The 17,368-nt window shown below is 48.9% G+C and carries 10 protein-coding genes; 7 read left to right on the forward strand and 3 right to left on the reverse strand.

Features of this window, described 5'->3' with window-relative positions; genetic code table 11:
* The first annotated feature begins 210 nt into the window (after positions 1-210).
* From K7A41_RS19795 to K7A41_RS19825, 7 genes are all read left to right on the forward strand, one after another.
* On the forward strand, positions 211-3,501 hold the full coding sequence (locus K7A41_RS19795; RefSeq protein ID WP_265715096.1) for a SusC/RagA family TonB-linked outer membrane protein: 3,291 nt from the start codon (positions 211-213) through the stop codon (positions 3,499-3,501).
* Between the two features lie 20 nt (positions 3,502-3,521).
* Positions 3,522-5,783, forward strand: a complete 2,262-nt coding sequence (locus K7A41_RS19800) for a RagB/SusD family nutrient uptake outer membrane protein (protein ID WP_265715098.1) — start codon at positions 3,522-3,524, stop codon at positions 5,781-5,783.
* 11 nt (positions 5,784-5,794) lie between these two features.
* Positions 5,795-8,518, forward strand: coding sequence for a hypothetical protein (locus tag K7A41_RS19805; RefSeq protein ID WP_265715099.1), 2,724 nt, complete (start codon positions 5,795-5,797; stop codon positions 8,516-8,518).
* A gap of 3 nt (positions 8,519-8,521) precedes the next feature.
* Positions 8,522-9,205 (forward strand): DUF6250 domain-containing protein, encoded by a 684-nt coding sequence (locus K7A41_RS19810; protein WP_265715101.1) that lies wholly within the window; start codon positions 8,522-8,524, stop codon positions 9,203-9,205.
* Between the two features lie 49 nt (positions 9,206-9,254).
* Entirely contained in the window at positions 9,255-10,760 is a 1,506-nt protein-coding gene (locus K7A41_RS19815; protein WP_265715102.1) for a sulfatase, read from the forward strand.
* Positions 10,761-11,002: 242 nt separating this feature from the next.
* On the forward strand, positions 11,003-14,275 hold the full coding sequence (locus K7A41_RS19820) for a SusC/RagA family TonB-linked outer membrane protein (protein WP_265715103.1): 3,273 nt from the start codon (positions 11,003-11,005) through the stop codon (positions 14,273-14,275).
* A 10-nt stretch (positions 14,276-14,285) separates the two neighbouring features.
* Positions 14,286-15,737: a SusD/RagB family nutrient-binding outer membrane lipoprotein gene (locus K7A41_RS19825; RefSeq protein ID WP_265715104.1), complete on the forward strand. Its 1,452-nt coding sequence runs from the start codon at positions 14,286-14,288 to the stop codon at positions 15,735-15,737.
* A gap of 256 nt (positions 15,738-15,993) precedes the next feature.
* On the opposite strand, the gene K7A41_RS19830 is transcribed toward K7A41_RS19825, so the two are convergent.
* The 3 genes from K7A41_RS19830 to K7A41_RS19840 are packed head-to-tail and all read right to left on the reverse strand — an operon-like array spanning position 15,994 to position 17,337.
* Positions 15,994-16,365, reverse strand: coding sequence for a hypothetical protein (locus K7A41_RS19830; protein WP_265715106.1), 372 nt, complete (start codon positions 16,363-16,365; stop codon positions 15,994-15,996).
* Positions 16,366-16,402: 37 nt separating this feature from the next.
* Positions 16,403-16,807 (reverse strand): DUF5675 family protein, encoded by a 405-nt coding sequence (locus K7A41_RS19835; protein ID WP_265715108.1) that lies wholly within the window; start codon positions 16,805-16,807, stop codon positions 16,403-16,405.
* Positions 16,804-17,337 carry a DUF6266 family protein gene (locus K7A41_RS19840; RefSeq protein ID WP_265715110.1) on the reverse strand — a complete coding sequence of 178 codons (534 nt, stop codon included), beginning with the start codon at positions 17,335-17,337 and terminating at the stop codon, positions 16,804-16,806. Before K7A41_RS19840 ends, K7A41_RS19835 begins: the two co-directional genes overlap by 4 nt.
* Positions 17,338-17,368: the final 31 nt, after the last annotated feature.

The raw sequence follows: 17,368 nt of genomic DNA on the forward strand, positions 1-17,368 counted from the left end.
CGTTGGTAACGTTTTTTATTAAATGTAGTTTTAACAATTTAAATTCCTATGAGCAAGTATTATTTTAGACAAGCGATCTCTCCCAAAAACAGTCCCCTGCTGACCACCTTATTCTTCATGAAAGGGCGAATGTGCATCACATGATACAAGCCAGCTGAAAAGCTTTCGTTTTTTTAGAGTTCAAAATCAACCTAATCTACTGTTTTAATCATGAGTATAAACAATTGGAAACGATTGTCTGTGGCTCTATTTGTCTCATTTCAGTCAAGTAAAGTAGTCGCACAGCAACCAGTTTCACCTATTATCAATGCAGATCTTATTGGTACACTACTTGATGCACGGACCAATAAGCCCATCGCTGGAGCGACCGTACAACTAGACGCGGTCACACACCGTGTACAAACCGATACCTATGGCCGTTTTTCCTTCCGAACAGGTCAAAAATTACCTTTTAAGATTATTGTGAGCCATCTTGGTTATGTTTCGGACACCCTCATTGTACAACGCTCGCCTGTAGAAATCAAACTGCAGCCGAACGACCGTCAGCTTGACGAAATTGTTGTCGTCGGCTATGGAACGGCCAAAAAAGGCGATATTACAGGTGCACTTTCCCAGATCAAGGGGCAGGATCTCAATGATCGGCCAATAGCGAATATTGTGCAGGGCATACAGGGTAAAGCAAGCGGTGTGGACATTACCTCAAATAACCGTCCCGGTGGCATAGGAACCATACGTATTCGCGGTAACCGTTCTATAAATGCTTCCAATGAGCCACTGTATGTGGTCGACGGAATTCCAATATCTGCCAGTGAAGCCGCTATTATTAATCCAAAAGACATCGCCTCCATCGAAATTCTAAAAGACGCTTCTGCAACGGCAATCTATGGTTCACGTGGTGCAAACGGCGTTATATTGGTTTCACTTTTGGAAGGAAAAAAAGGACAGGTCTCCGTGCAGTACAATGGATCATTATCTTTCGATCAAATCCATTCGACCACAGACTGGATGGATTCAAAGGCGCTTTTGGACTGGCAACGGCAGAGCCACATTAACGGGGGGACCTATACAGGAAAATATGGCACAGCGCCCGATCCTGATTTTGATATTCAAAATTTTGGCGGTGGCGAAACCTATGGTATCGAGTCCATCCGAAACGCGTATAGCTGGGGAGCAGACGGCAAACTGTTACTTCGTGACGCTACTGCGGAGGAGATTGCGAAAGGATATGCACAGCAAGTCCCCGTATTTAATGGCAATAATCTTCTCAATCAGGATTGGGCAGATCTGGTGACGCGCCTTGCAAAAACCAATAACCATAGCATCTCGCTCTCTTCGGGTAACGAAAATTCGAGCCTTTATTTGTCAGCAGGCTTGCTGGATCAACAAGGAGCCATGATCGATCAGGACTATAAGCGCTATACCACGACTTTAAAAGGTGATGTTTCTCCACGGAAATGGTTAAAGTTGGGCCTGTCAACAATAGGCAGTTACTCCATTCAGAATTATGGCATGGCCGATAATACCGCCAATTCGGGCGGAAAAGACTCCTACAGCCAAGCCCTTGCACTCATGCCCTATGCGCCTGCTTATGACGAAAATGGCCTTCTCTTAAACACCAATCGCACAGGTTTATCGGCTCATAATGTGTTGCTAAATATTGAAAACAGCAAAAATGAGTACACGCAGTACAGTGTGCTTTCCAATGCTTTTGCGCAGCTCAATTTTACTCCCTGGCTAAAATATCAGCTTAAATTTGGGGTACAGTATACGGGTGTGGAAAATGGTTCCTTCTATGGCCCTGACTATACCAACCCGTTTTCTGCAGTGGGTACGGCTCCTCTGATTGGCTATAATTCCCATAGTAAAAGATTATCCTGGGTGTTTGAGAATATGTTGACGTTCGATAAAAAATGGACTGATCAGTCGCTGAAAGTGGATGCCTTGCAGTCGTCACAGGCAAATAGATCCAATGGCATTAATATCCGGGCACAGGATATCACCTTTCCCTCCTCGCTGTGGTACAATCTGGAGGCGAATGATCTGGGGCGCCCCATGAGCTATGGGACATCCTATAGCAAATACACACTTCTTTCGTACATGCTAAGAGCCAATTATGCCCTGAAAAATAGATACCTCCTTACAGCTACCGGACGATGGGACGGTGCGTCGGTACTCGCCCAGGGACATAAGTTTGATTTCTTTCCCTCTCTGGCGGTAGCTTATAAACTGGAAGAAGAACCCTGGCTAAAACAGATCAAATGGGTCAATCAGCTGAAAGTCCGCTATGGAATTGGCGTGACCGGCAATTCCTCCGTATCTCCCTACACCACCTCGGGAACAATCGCCGGAGCAGCCTATGTTTTTGACGAGACCCAATATCCGGGCTATAAATCATCCTCCATGCCAAATGCAGGTCTCGGCTGGGAAAAAACTGTTCAGCATAATGTCGGACTGGATTTTGGATTTCTGAACAACAGGATATCAGGTTCGCTCGAATGGTATAAGGCGAATACCAAAGATCTCCTGCTCAGTCGATCCATTCCTCCAGTATTAGGTTACAACAGTATACTGGGCAATATCGGTAAGACGAGTAACAGCGGACTTGAAATCTCTGTATCAAGTAAAAACGTCGACCGGCCAGATTTTTCCTGGAACACCACCCTGACCTGGAGCAGAAACCGCGAGAAGATCGTCGAATTGGTCGATGGTAAGGTAGATGATGTAGCCAATGGCTGGTTTATCGGGCAACCTATAGCCGTATTTAGGGACTATGTATATGACCGGTTGTGGCAGCAAACGCCCGAAGATCTCCGGTTGATTGAACTTTATAAAAAAATTGGCAACATCACCGCTTTGCCGGGACAAGTAAAGATTAAAGATCAGCAACTGGTAGAAGTGCCGGCCGGTACCGACGGTGCCAAATCTGTAACCCTCACATCCGGTGAAACCGTCACCTATCTTGACAACGGATTTGGAACCATAAACGACAGTGATAAAGAGATATTGGGCAGCAATAGGCCCAAATGGAGCGGCGGCATTGTCAACGCTTTCCGTTACAAACACTGGGATCTTTCTTTCTTTGTCTATGCCCGTATCGGCAGCCGCTATTATGGTGCACTGCAGACGTATGGACGCCGGATAGAAAACGATGTATGGAGTTCCGAAAACACCTCGGCTTCTTTTCCCCAGCAGACGACCGCAACGTTTACGAACTACAATGCTGCACGGAATTATACCAGTGGCAGTTTGGTCTCGTTGCGCTATATCTCCTTGGGCTACACGTTCAAACAATCTTTGTTGGATAAGCTCAATATTGGAAGTCTGCAGGTATATGCACAGATCCTAAATCCGGTGATCTGGGGTGGCGAAGCTGTGAAAATAGGCCTTAATCCAGACGATGTGAATGGCTGGGACAATGCTGCCGCAGCCCAGCGTGGTGGTCAGACCGCCAACACCATCTTATTGCGCAGTGCCGTTCTCGGCTTGAGAATGGGTCTTTAAATCTATAGTACCAACAAAACATGAGACTTGAAAAATATACGATAAAAACCGCAGCCCTCTGGGCTATAGCAATGCTTTCGACAGGAGCAGGATTAACGTCATGCAAAGACTTTCTCAAAGAAGAAATGGTCTCTACGATCACCCAAGACTATTTTGAATCTGAAAAAGGACTTGACGAACTGGTCGTTGCAAATTACAACATCTTACGGTGGAAATATGGGTTTATGGAAGGCCCCTTTCTTTTTGAAACAGGCAACGATATCACTGAACCACTCGATAATGCCTGGGCAACCTTCAGCCCCGCCGTGTGGTCGCCATCAGGTGCTGCCGGCGAATATGCCAATAATCTGATCGGCTATTATCAAACCCAGTTATTGGGAGCCTATCCGATTATAAACGATTGTAACAAAGCTATCGAAATCATTACCGAGAGAGCGCCGGGAAAATATGCAAGTGATGCCGCCTATGCCAATCAAAAGCTTTCCGAACTCTATTTTCTGCGGGCTTATGCCTATTACCTGCTTGTTACCCAATTGGGAGATGTTCCCTTTCCGCTGAAAAGCAATAATAGTCTTCCTGCAAACTTTTATCTGCCTAAAACAAATTCGGCGACCATTTATGCCAAATTAATTTCAGACCTACGATTTGCCGAGCAGTATTTACCTGCTGCCGGGCAGACCCAGCGTGGCCGGATTACCCAAAATGCTGCCCTGCATTTCCTGGCAAAACTTTACCTGCAGCGCCATCAGGCTGCAGCCTTTAAACCCTACCGAAATGCAGACGGTACCGTAGACCCAACAAGCCCGAATGCATACCAAGGGCTATTATATAAAGGGGAAGGAAGCGCAGATTTGGATTCCGCCATTTATTATTCCTCACGGGTCATCAATTCAGGTATCCGTCTTGCCTCAAATTATTGGGACCTTTTTGCCATTGAGAAAGGCAATTGGGCGAACGAAACAAATGCAGAGATCATACTGCAGGCCTCCTATGGCAATAATTTGGACAATGGCCGCTACGGTATGCGCACCAATGCAGCCTTTACCGCCGATTATCGCAATGCAGCCTGGAATATCCCGAGCTGGACCTGGTCCTATGGCCTGCTAAAAGGTCAGGGATTTTTGCCCTCTGACTGGGGCTATGATGTATTTACGGATAAAATCAACGATTCCCGTTTTGAAAAATCCTTCCAGCTCGAATATCAAAGTGCCTCTTTCGATAACGCCTCCCAATCGGACGGTCCCGGACTGGCTTATACGGATGCAAAGAATGCTTCCCTAACCTGGCAAACAAATGAAGCCGAGTTCTTTAATGTGAATATCAAGCCCAGCTATAACCGTCCTTCGTGGAATGGGCGTAATGCCGTGGCTGGACAGCGGAAAATCGGAACTGCCGACCTGGGGCTTGTCTTTCTTGAAAACAGCAAAGAAACGGCTATCGATATCAGTGAAGCTCTCGCACAGCCCTATATACTCTATCCACGATGGATTAAGGACAATGGAAAATACTATTACCGAAAGACAGGCGCTGACCGGTACAGTGGAAACGCAGGGCTACTATTGAACCGGAAAGTACGTCCTTCTTCACGCAAATTTATCGATCCGAATCGCAGTACGGTAGACAACCATTTTGGCACGCGTGACGTGGCCATTTTTCGCCTTGCCGAAACTTTCCTGATCCGGGCAGAAGCCTATGGCCGAAAAGGAGACTATGCCAGTGCTATTGCCGATATCAACAAATTACGAAGCCGGGCTGCCTATAAGGCCGGAGAAAACCGGGCCGAAGTATTGGCCCGCCTATACCCAGGAGCCGAATCATTGCGCGCGGAAGAACGCTCTTACCCCTACCGCTCCGCGACGGCCACTTTTGATAAAATTAGAGTGGATGCTTCCTATTGGGACGGAAGCTCTATGAAATCCAAGGCCGAACAATATCCTCCCGAGGCGAATACTGAATTGAAACGTTTTGTTCATTTTATCTATAATGAATACTCGCGCGAGTTTAATACAGAGCAGATTTTATACGAAGGAATACACCATGCAGGTATCCAGCTGGAGCGTATGTTGCATCATGCACAGCTTGCCTCAAACCGAAGCACGGGCTGGCCCAGATCCGATAATCCATCCGGCGTGAATGGTCAGGACGGAAATGGAAAGGGAACCTTTTCGGCAGCGCATACATTCAAACCCTTTCCGCAATCGTATATCAGTATGTTAACCGATAAAGATGGTGTCCTTCTGGACGAAACAGCACGTCGTGTCTATCAAAATCCCGGATATTAACCTTTGTTAAAATGAAATTGAACAGACGGAAATTTTTAAAAAACACCAGCCTGCTCGGCTTGGGCATCGGGCCGCTCGCCAGTCTGAAATTATATGGCCGCCCAATCCCGGCTACACATCAAAGCGGTGACAGTCCATCAGATGCCACTTTGGGTATTCCATTGAACTGGATTGACCGGCAGCAGGAAGCACCCTATTTGGGCACAACTTTCGGTGTCCCCTGGCCAGAAGGGAAAGTTAAGAAACGGCAGCAGTTTGAGCTTCGCGATAGCCATGGTCATACGGTCCCCATCCAGACCTGGCCATTGGCCTTCTGGCCGGATGGTTCAGTGAAATGGTCGGCATGTGCAGTTGCTGATCCATCTGGGCTGGCGCAGGATAAACTTTTTTTGACAACCAGTGAGCACACACCGCCAGGTATTCTGGTACAGGAGCGCGATCAGTCCATCACTGTCGACAATGGGTTTTTAAAGGTGACTTTCGGAAAGACCGGAAATGAGCTGCTGCAGGAAATCTGGCAAAACGGCCGGCTCGTTGCCAGAGCCGGTATCTTGCAGATATGGATGCAGGATGCTCCTGACGGGGAACCCGGGAACAAGTTAAATAGAACTGTGTGGCAGTCTTATATCGATAAAACAGCCATAGAAAACAGCGGCAGCCAGCGGGTGCTCATTCGCGTGGAGGGAATACATCAGCAGGGCGAGCTTAAAAAAATTCCGTTTATCATCCGTTTTTATCTTTACCACAAGTCGCCTACGATAAAAATAATACACACCTTTTTATATGACGGTGATGAGCAGCATGATTTTATCAAGGGAATAGGTCTGTCCGTTGTGATGCCTCTGCAAGATACGCCGACTTACAACCGTTACGTTCGTTTTGTCGGTGAAGGCGGAGAAGTCTTCTCCGAAGCTGTAAAGGGACTCACTGGACTGCGACGTGATCCAGGGAAAGAAGTGCGTGACCGCCAGCTGCAAGGTCAGGAAGTCAAATGGGAGGAAATTGCTGAGGCGGTAAAAAAAGGGATGCCTTATATTCCAGAATTTGGAGATTATACCTTGCTCCAGGCACATCCCTCTGCCAGCCGCATAGAAAAACGCACGAGATCCGGACATGCCTGGCTCCATAGCCATGATGGCGGAAGAGCTATGGGAACCTTCTACCTTGGGACACCTTCCTATGGTATCGCTTTGGGTATCCGCAACTTCTGGCAGAGTTATCCCGGCCAGCTTGACATCCGTGATGCAGCATCTGATGAAGCTACGCTGACAGCCTGGTTGTGGGCTCCTATGGCCGAAGCCATGGATCTGCGATTCTATCACGACGGCATGGGTCAAGATAACTATGAAAAACAATGGGAAGGCCTGGAAATAACTTATGAGGACTATGAGGCAGGATACGGAAGTCCGGTCGGCGCAGCACGTACTTCCGAATTATATTTATCATGCTTTGAGCAGACCCCATCGCCTGAAAAATTGGGGCGACTGGCACAGGCTTATCAGCAGCCGCCACTGTTGTCGGCCAGTCCCTCTTATCTCTACGAGCATAAAGTATTCGGTGGCAACTGGGGGCTTCCGGACCGGAGTTCGCCACTAAAATCAGCACTGGAAGATAAACTGGATGCACTTGTTGCTTTCTATCAGGGCGAGGTCGATCGTAGGGGCTGGTACGGATTCTGGAACTACGGAGACGTCATGCATAGTTATGATACGGATAGACATGTCTGGAAATACGATGTGGGCGGTTTTGCCTGGGATAATTCCGAACTGGGTACCGACCTTTGGCTTTGGTATTATTACCTACGTTCGGGCAATCGGGATTGTTTTCGTTTTGCCGAAGCCATGTGCCGTCACACTGGAGAAGTAGATGTACATCATCTGGGACGATTTGCCCCCTTAGGAAGCCGTCACAATGTGATGCATTGGGGCTGCAGTGCCAAGCAGCTCCGTATCAGTACGGCGCTCAACAGAAGATTTTACTACTACCTTACGGCGGATGAACGTACAGGTGACCTACTGCGTGAGCAGTTGGAGGCCGCTTATAGGCTGCAGGATGTTGTCGCACTTCGAAAACGTGTGAACGAACCTATTGTCGCGCCAAAAGGCAAAGCTTTAGTAGGTTTCGGGACCGACTGGGGAGCCATCGCCGCCGCATGGTTTACTGAATGGGAACGCACTCTCGACCCCAGGTTATTGGCCCGCCTCAAAGCGAGCATGCACAGCATTGCTGACCAACCGCAGGGATTTTTCACAGGTTTGAGTCTGTTGGACATAGCTTCAGGCAAATTTGACCGCCAAAAAGATAAGACCGTGCACGTATCGCATCTGAATGCTGTGTTTGGACTTGTTGAGATCTGTCAGGAAATACTGCAGGTAATTCCTGATAAAAGATTTGAAACAGCTTGGTTGCAATACTGTCGCTTATACAACGCATCCGATGAAGAGCGGATACATGAACTGGGTACGAAAGAAGGTAAGTTTAACTTACGAAGCAGCCATGCGAGGCTCACCGCTTATGCCGCTTTCAAACTGGGCGATGATTTGATGGCAGAAAGAGCCTGGCGGGAACTGCTTGGTGAAAGTACCGGATCCATTGAAAAAGCTACTGCTATACCACTCGTAAAACACGTCCACAATCAGCAGGAATGGAGAAATATATCAACAAACGAAGCAGCCCAGTGGAGCTTAAGTACGTTTCAGTGTCTGCATTATGTAGGTAACTTTCTAAAAAGATAAGTTATGGTCAAATTTTATAAAAGGTGTTATTTAACATTGACTTTGCTGCTGTCCATTCATTTCATTAGTACAGCGCAGGAAAAGTCGACATGGAAAGTACCATTAAACGAAATAAACCGATGGATCATCGAACTGGAGTATCCCGACAAGTCGCGTGTTGAAGCGACTGACGAAGGGCTAGTAATTGATTCCTATGGCGGAGCCACGTTATGGCTAGACACCTTGCTGACTGGCGATTACCTCATCCAATACGAGCGACAGATAAGTCTTGACAAAGGCAAAAACAAACGGCTCTCCGACCTGAACCAATTTTGGCTCGCACAGGAGCCGCACAACGGAACAAAATTGAAACCTCGGAATGGCAGCTTAGACAGTTACAATGACCTTACACTTTTCTATGTGGGTATTGGCGGCAACAACAACAGCACAACGCGGTTTCGCCGGTATGACGGGTCTGGCGAAAGGATACTTTTGGCAGAGAAAAATGAAAAGCCTTTTTTACTGGAGGCAGGGCGATCCGATACAATCAGCACATTTGTCCGTACATCAAAGAGACAAACAGAAGTGTGGATGAACGGTAAGCTCCTATTCGCTGATGAACATATCCAAAATACCAAAGGCTATTTTGGTCTGCGGCTTACCGCAAGCCGACAGGTCATCAAATGGTTAACAATATCCAAATTATAGCCAATTCAATATGTGAATTGCGCGACACTGAAAACGAAAATACATCAAAATGAAAATATATCTCTACCTTTCACTTTGCTTCCTCAATCTTGTTCCCTGTTTAAGAGGACAATCTCAACACAGAACATCCGTAGATTCGGTCCAAAAAAAATACAATGTATTGTTTCTGATTGCAGATGACCTGCGGACAGATATGGGCATATATGGACATCCTTTGGCTCATACACCCCAGCTAGATGGCTTAGCAGCAAAAGGCGTCTGGTTTGAACATGCCTATTGTCAATATCCACTATGCAATCCCTCCAGGTCGTCCTTGTTAACAGGAAAGCGCCCCACTACCAGCGGTCTTTATGGCAATAGAGAATGGTTTAACGCGTCTTTTCCAGATTGGATCAGCCTTCCTAAATATTTTAAGCAAAACGGATACAAAACCATTCGAAGCGGTAAGGTGTTCCATGGCGGCATAGATGACACTGAGGCCTGGGATATTGGAGGAGAGAGCCGCCGATATGGCACGGTGATCAATGCTGCTGCTCCGGCTGCTGTAGATTCACAGTCCTACTGGCAAAGCTATACAAACTCACCTCCCCGAATCGAGCCCTATGCATCATCATCGTCATCAGACAATTGGGCAGCCTTAACAGGTGAAGATGCAAAGTTATTGGGTGACACGAAAGTGGCCGACAGAGCCATTGAATACTTAGAAGAACTCAAAAAAAACGATCAACCCTTCTTTTTAGCCTGTGGTTTTTCAAAACCACATACACCGTTCATCGCCCCAAAGGAATTCTTCGATCTATATAATTTGGACAGTATCGTGCTGCCACCTGATTTTTCATCGCTGCCCGGCATCCCCGTGGGATTCCCGGCCGGATCCATCCGCCGGAGAAATGCTGATTTTTTCGTTAATCGCACAGCATCGCCACAGGAAGCCAAAGAATATATTAGGGCCTATCTAGCCTGCATCAGCTATATGGATTGGAATGTCGGCCGTGTGTTAAAGAAATTGGAGGAATCCGGATTAAAAGAAAACACCATCGTGGTCTTTTGGAGTGATCATGGGTATCAACTCGGTGAAAAAGGAAAGTGGTCCAAGGCCGGTTCATTGTGGGAACAGGGTACCCGTGTGCCTTTTATTATTTACGATCCACGCGCTGAGGGCAATGGTAAGCCATCTCCACGTGTTGTGGAACTGCTCGATATTTACCCAACTCTAGTCGACTTATGTGGACTACCCAGCTATAAAGGCCTAGAAGGAAAAAGCTTAAAGCCATTACTTTATGAACCCGACAAAACCTGGGACAGACCTGCTTATACGGTTTGGAGTGAAAACGGAAAAGGTGTTACAGGAATCACTGTTCGAACTGAAAAATGGCGCTATGCGGAATTTTTCGGCCATGGTGCCGGAAAATCGCTGACAGATGTGCTTCGCGATCCCCATCAACTGACTAATCTGGCAAACGATCAGCACTATGCAGACATAGTTGATTATTTTCACCAACTGGTCATTCAGCAGGTAGCCGGAAAGGCAGAGCCCGCCCCTCCTACAAAATAACAGCTCTTCTCATTTAAATAACCAAGAGTCCTTACATGAAGGGGGACCCTTGGTTATTTAAGTTCTATTTTGCGTTTTTTATGCACTATTTACACCCTATTTATTCGTGATCTATGCGTTTTTAATGCGTGATCTTGCGTTTTGTTATCTTATTGTTAATCCTTTATTAACACAAACTTTATACTGGGTGACTAGCTTTGCCGAATCCATGGCAGTGATTTCTGCTCTATGATTTGTCTATTATGAAACAAGTGAAAAAAGTTACCTCATCGTTCCAGCGATACTCCGGGCGTACAAGCCGCGCATTTTTACTGTTGGTCGGATTGGGTTTTGCACCGGCAGTGGCGCATTCCTTTTCTCCTCACGGGAACAAACACGTATGGTTGAACCAGCAGAAAATATCGGTATCCGGTACGGTGCTGGACGACAACACCCGTCAGCCTATAGCCGGTGTGACGATCACCGCAGGCGGCAGGCCCTTGACAACGACAGATAATCAAGGTCGCTTTACCCTCCAGGTCGACGCTGGTCAGCAAGTGACCTTTCAAAGCGTGGGCTATGAACCATTAGCACGACAATGGTCGGCAAACGCAACCAACGCATCCATCACCTTACATAGCTCCGACCAGAAGATGGAGGAAGTCGTGGTGACGGCCCTGGGCATCAAGCGCGAGCAAAAATCCCTCGGATATGCCGTGAGTAAGATCAGTGGCCAACAGATGACCGATGCGACACCGAGCAACTGGGTGGATGCCATGAAAGGTAAGGTCGCCGGACTCAACATCACGCAGGCAAGCAGCGGTCCCTTAAACACCGCGCGCATCAACTTACGGGGCGACCGCTCATTGGATCCAACCAAAAACGAAGCGCTGATAGTCGTGGACGGTGTTCCACTGGTCAATGGCCGGTTTAGTTCAGGTGTGACGGATGCCTATGGCGCCGGTTCCAGCGGTGCAGACAAAGATATTCCCGTAGATTTTGGAAATGGACTGGGCGATATCAACCCCGATGACATCGAATCCATATCCGTGCTGAAAGGCGCTGCAGCGACCGCACTATATGGTAGCCGTGCCGGAAATGGCGCACTGATTATTACCACCAAATCCGGAAAAAGAAACGGTAAAGGCATTGGCGTAACCGTCAATTCAAACAGCAGTTTTCAAAATGTATTAAAATGGCCTGATTTTCAATATGAATACGGACAAGGTAACTTAAACCGCAATGCCAATGGCGATCTGTATTATTCCTACGGACTGACTGAGGATGGTCCCAACACCGGATCGACCTCCAGTGCCTGGGGACCTAAATTTGACGGGCAGATGTACTTCCAGTACGATCCAGAACTGGAGACAACAGGTACCGAACGGACACCATGGGTACCCTACAAGGACGGCGTCAAAGGTTTCTTCCGCACAGGAGCGACCTATATGAACAGCGTAGCATTCGACGGCGGAACGGACAAATTTACCGCAAGAACATCACTCACGCATACCTCGAATAAATGGATCATGCCCAATACCGGGTTTGAGCGCCTTGTGGCTGCCTTCAATGGTTCGGCCAACCTAAGCGAAAAGCTCAAGATTAATTTCAAGGCCAACTACACCAACAAAAGCAGTGACAACCTTCCCGGAACGGGCTACAACAATCAGTCCATTGCCTACTTCATGATCTTCCAAAACCCGAGTATTGACCTCAACTGGTACCGGCCGAGATGGAAGAAAGGAAAGGAGAATCTCGAGCAGATCCATCCATTTAGCTCCTATATCGAAAATCCATTTGTCATTGCCTATGAAATGACGAATAGCCTGGTAAGCAACGGCATCGACGGTATGCTGCAGGGAATATACACCTTTAACCCCAAATGGGAGCTGATGCTTCGCTCGGGTATCAATATGCGTTCAGACCGCCGCGAACAAAGACGGCCCTGGGACACCGCCAATTTCCCTAAGGGATACTATAAGCAGCAGGACCTGTTCTATATGGAATCCAATACCGACGCCTTGCTTTCCTACACCGACAAGCTGAGCGAGTATTTCAGCCTCCGGACATCCTTGGGCGGTAACGTGATGAAGCGTGATATGAAGGAAGACATTGGCGTGGCGCGCGGGTTGATCTCGCCGGGTGTTTACAAATTGAGCAATGCACTTACCAATGCCGTGGCCGAAAATACGCTGATAAAAAGAGAAATTCAAAGTGTGTTCGGTCTGGTAAACCTGTCCTGGAAAGATAAAATCTTTCTGGATGTGACCGCACGCAACGACTGGTCATCTACCTTACCAGCCAACAACCGGTCTTATTTTTACCCTTCGGTGAGCAGTAGTTTTGTGTTGAGCGAGCTCATGCCGATGCCATCCGCGGTATCTTTTGCAAAATTGAGGCTCTCCTGGGCACAGGTCGGTAACGACGCAGATCCATACAGCACCATCAAATATTTTGCGACATCCATTTTTCCGGGATCTGCCGAGGCCCCTTCGGTGCTGCATAATGCAAATCTGAAACCCGAGATATCCACATCCACCGAGGCCGGACTGAATCTTGCATTTTTAAATAACCGGTTGACGACGGATATCAATTTTTACTACAACCGGTCCCGTAACCAGATCCTGACCGTTCCGCTGGACGTGAGCACCGGTTTCAGCCAAGCTGTCATTAATGGCGGTTTGATCAGGAACCAAGGCTGGGAACTGAGCGTGTCGGGCACACCCGTCAAAACAGAAAACTTCCAGTGGACGGCAACCGCAAACTGGTCGAAGAATAACAACAAAGTACTGGAGCTGACAGAAGGTGTCGAAACACCGTATCAGATTATCTCCAGCAGCGGTTCTGGCGCCGCAGAGATCCGGGCAACCATTGGCGGTTCGACAGGAGACCTGTGGGGTTATGGTCTTGTACGCAATGAGCATGGCGACGTGCTGATTGATGCAAGCACCGGTCTGGCTGTCCGCCCTACGGATAAGGTCAAGATCGGAAATGCCTACGCCGACTGGCGGGGCGGCCTGCACAACGAGTTCCGTTACAAGAATATCTCCTTTAGCTTCCTGTTGGATGGACAGTACGGTGGCATTGTCTACTCCCAGACACACCACAAGATGACCGAGCAAGGTAAGCTGGAGCATACGCTAAAAGGCCGTGAGACCGGATTTATCGTCGGAGAGGGCGTGGTGGACAATGGCGACGGAACCTATCGCCCCAATACCAAAGAGGTGGCTATCAATACCTGGTATGGCGACTACTATCGCCGGGCCAATATGGAGACCAACAGCTTTGATGCCTCCTATCTGAAACTGCGCGAGGTCCGCCTGGAATTCGGGCTGCCCAAAAGCCTGGTGTCGCGCTGGAAGATGAACAGTGCATCGATTGCATTTTTTGGCCGTGACCTATTGATGTGGTCCGACTTCCCGATGTATGATCCGGAGACAGCCGCATTAAATGGTGCCACGATCATGCCCGGTGTGGAGATGGGACAAATGCCGAGCACACGTACGTTCGGAATTAATCTGAAAGCTAACTTTTAAATCGAGACCAATGAAAATCAAACATATCAGCATTGCACTTCTGTTGTCGGCCATGGTCGGACTGCAGGGATGTACCAAAAACTTTGATGAAATCAATACTGATCCCAACAAAGTCGAAAATGTGACCCCCAGTGCATTAATTACGCCTACGGTATACGGCATGTCAACCTATTTCACTGTACGGAGCAACGACTTTACCTGGGAAATCATGCAGACCGGCCTGGCCAATCCGAGTGCGGCCAATGGCGTACACCGGTATTATTTTACCGAAACCTCCGGCGACGGTACATGGAATACCTGTTACCGGTACCTTCGGAATATCCGCGAGATGGAATCGGCAGCCGAAACAAGCGGACAAGCCGTTTACAAGGCCGTGGCCACCACCTTAAAGGCCTATATTGCCGGCCTGTTGACCGATAGCTTTGGCGATGTGCCGATGTCCGAAGCACTCCGTGCCGAAGAGCACATCAACCAGCCCAAGTTTGACAAGCAGGAGCAGATTTACGCGGATATGATCGCAGCCTTGGAGACCGCAAACACGCTGTATGCCGGCGAGGAAGCAATGACTGGAAGTGACCTGCTCTACAACAACAAGAAAGAGCTGTGGCGCAAATTCAACAACTCACTCCTGTTGCGCTATTACCTGCGCCAGTCCAAACGCATTCCAGCGGCGGCAAAGATCAAAAACATCCTGGATAACCCCGCACAGTATCCGATCTTTACTTCCAATGAAGATGCTGCCATCGTAAAGATCACAGGTCTGTCACCCTACGATTATGCCTGGGGAAGACGGCAGGATTATGTCAATTTTACGGCGATGGCCGAATTTTTCGTGGATAATCTAAACACCCTGAATGATCCGCGCCGTCCGTTTATCATGACCGAGGCGACCGAAATGGTCAACGGCAAACCCGTAAAAATAGGTTATAAAGGGATACCTGCGGGACACTCCGGCGACCTATCCGCTTATAAATTTAATCCGAGCACCCCAAATGGTGACCTCATGTACCCAGAGGCGGTCGGCACCCCTATCCAGGAGATCCTGATGCCCTATTCAGAGGTTGAATTCATCAAAGCCGAAGTCTATCTGTCGCTGGGCATGGATGCCGAGGCACAAACAGCCTACGAAAAGGGTGTACGTGCATCGATCGAGCAATATGGAGGTAAAGTTCCGGCAGACTATTTTGCCAATGAAGCAGCCAAATTCAATGGCACGCTGGAGCGGATTATGCTTCAAAAATATTTAGGCCTCTTTATGGTGGACTACCAGCAGTGGTTTGAGTACCGCCGTACGGGCTATCCTAAATTACCTAAGACGCCGTATATGTTTTACAATGGCGTCATGCCGACACGGTTTATGTACAAAAATGAAGTACGCCGCTTTAATCCGGATAACTACGCCAAAGCCGTCGAGCAGATGGGCGGAGATGACTTCCATACCAAGGTCTGGTGGGAGAAATAGTCAGCGCAAAATAAACAACTGATCGCTATAATTGAAAAGCCGTTTGGGAATTATCCAAACGGCTAATTTTTGTTAAATGGGGCAAGCTAAGCCCTACCGTCGTGGCCTTTTGCGGCCGTAGCGGCCCAGCAGCCAGCTGGTGACAAAGCTGACCAGTGTGCCCAGTGCAGCTGTGAGCACGGTCTGCAGCACATCCCCCAGCGAGATGCTGGCCCAGATGGAGCAGAGGGTGCCGCCGACGGCCGAGATACGGATATCATTCACCCTCATCGCCGCCGCTCCTTTCTCCGGGCCCTCCGGCATCATCATGCGCGGTCACGTCCAGCTGACCAGACTCGTCCCCTGCAGCCTGTGCAGCGGCACCTCCAGTGGCCTGTAAAGCTGCGCCCCCCTTGTCCGTAGAGGCCCCAGCGGGTCTATTTCTAACGGACGCTTCCATGCGCTCAGCACTCTGTCCCCGCTGCCCCTGCTGTTCCGGTGGCGGTTTCTCTTCGTCGATGACTGTTTCCAATATACCCAGCCCCAAGGCCAGGTACTTCAATACATTCACTGCCTTGGCCGGCAGTTTTACGGGAGCCGTCAGGACCACCTGCAGCAGCCGTCCGATTTTGTTTAAGATTTTTTTCATACACCTAATAATGCAATGATCTATTCAGGCCCTTCATTTATCGAATATTCAAATACACCTCATCCCCCATATCCCACAAGCTGTACACCAGAGCCTTGAGGCGGGCCAGCGCTTTGCCGCTGTGGTCACCACGCCCTTCGCCGGTCAGCGTAGTGACCGGTGCGATGCAGCCCTGCAGCTCCCTAAGCGCATCATTGGCGGCGTGGATCAATATCGCTTCGCGTCCTAGGACATGCGGGATACCGATCTGTTCCCCATGCCTGGGGTAGCGCCGTTTTTCCAATTTATACTGCCCCGTAGGGATGCAGCTGATCCGCGGGATGTTGTTACGGTCGGGCAGCTCAATGGTGTGGCAGATATGTTCGCCCAGATAGGTCAGGCTGCCGTTGGTTCCCCGTGCTCCATATTTCCGTTGGAGCAGCAGGACATGTTTTGTGTTCATACTGTTGAATAACCCAAATAATTAGACCGCGCGTAGCGGAGTTCTTTCCTGTCCGACAGCAGCACGTAGAGGTGGAACCCATCGCTCCTGAATCCCTCCGGAATCGGCACGACGACCCGTCCCTCCTGACGCTGCCAGATCCGTTCGTTGACAAAAGCATAGCCTTTTTCCACCTGATACGCACAGAGTATGAGGCGGTCATCCCCGCTGAACGGCGCATCGCAAAAGCCATCATGGACCAGTTCAAAACGGTCCGGATGCCGGATCAGGCGTTCCACACGGATGCCCGGCAGACTACCATCGCTGAGCCGCACCAGAGCGGGATCCACGACGGGCCCCTCGGGGCGCAGCCCTATGGCCACTTGCAGTGTGTGGCCTAGGGCCAGTCCTGCAGCCAGCGATTTTTTGCGCCTTGCCAATTCGCCATAGCCCTTTTTGACCAGTCCATGCAGCGGAGCCAAAAAATCCACAGCAGCTTTAAAGGAGTCCCGCGCCCGTTGCTGTCCCGGGCTGATTGTCTTTTTAGTCATAATTACCTTCTGCAAATAAGGGCCGGGCCAG

The organism is Sphingobacterium sp. InxBP1, assembly GCF_026191775.1.
GTDB classification, from domain to species: domain Bacteria; phylum Bacteroidota; class Bacteroidia; order Sphingobacteriales; family Sphingobacteriaceae; genus Sphingobacterium; species Sphingobacterium thalpophilum.

Excerpts from the sequence above, each read along its gene's own strand:
- K7A41_RS19830 (WP_265715106.1), bottom strand. The coding sequence starts at position 16,365 with ATGAAAAAAATCTTAAACAAAATCGGACGGCTGCTGCAGGTGGTCCTG.
- K7A41_RS19820 (WP_265715103.1), top strand. The coding sequence starts at position 11,003 with ATGAAACAAGTGAAAAAAGTTACCTCATCGTTCCAGCGATACTCCGGG.
- K7A41_RS19815 (WP_265715102.1), top strand. The coding sequence starts at position 9,255 with ATGAAAATATATCTCTACCTTTCACTTTGCTTCCTCAATCTTGTTCCC.
- K7A41_RS19825 (WP_265715104.1), top strand. The coding sequence starts at position 14,286 with ATGAAAATCAAACATATCAGCATTGCACTTCTGTTGTCGGCCATGGTC.
- K7A41_RS19840 (WP_265715110.1), bottom strand. The coding sequence starts at position 17,337 with ATGACTAAAAAGACAATCAGCCCGGGACAGCAACGGGCGCGGGACTCC.
- K7A41_RS19805 (WP_265715099.1), top strand. The coding sequence starts at position 5,795 with ATGAAATTGAACAGACGGAAATTTTTAAAAAACACCAGCCTGCTCGGC.
- K7A41_RS19835 (WP_265715108.1), bottom strand. The coding sequence starts at position 16,807 with ATGAACACAAAACATGTCCTGCTGCTCCAACGGAAATATGGAGCACGG.
- K7A41_RS19810 (WP_265715101.1), top strand. The coding sequence starts at position 8,522 with ATGGTCAAATTTTATAAAAGGTGTTATTTAACATTGACTTTGCTGCTG.
- K7A41_RS19795 (WP_265715096.1), top strand. The coding sequence starts at position 211 with ATGAGTATAAACAATTGGAAACGATTGTCTGTGGCTCTATTTGTCTCA.
- K7A41_RS19800 (WP_265715098.1), top strand. The coding sequence starts at position 3,522 with ATGAGACTTGAAAAATATACGATAAAAACCGCAGCCCTCTGGGCTATA.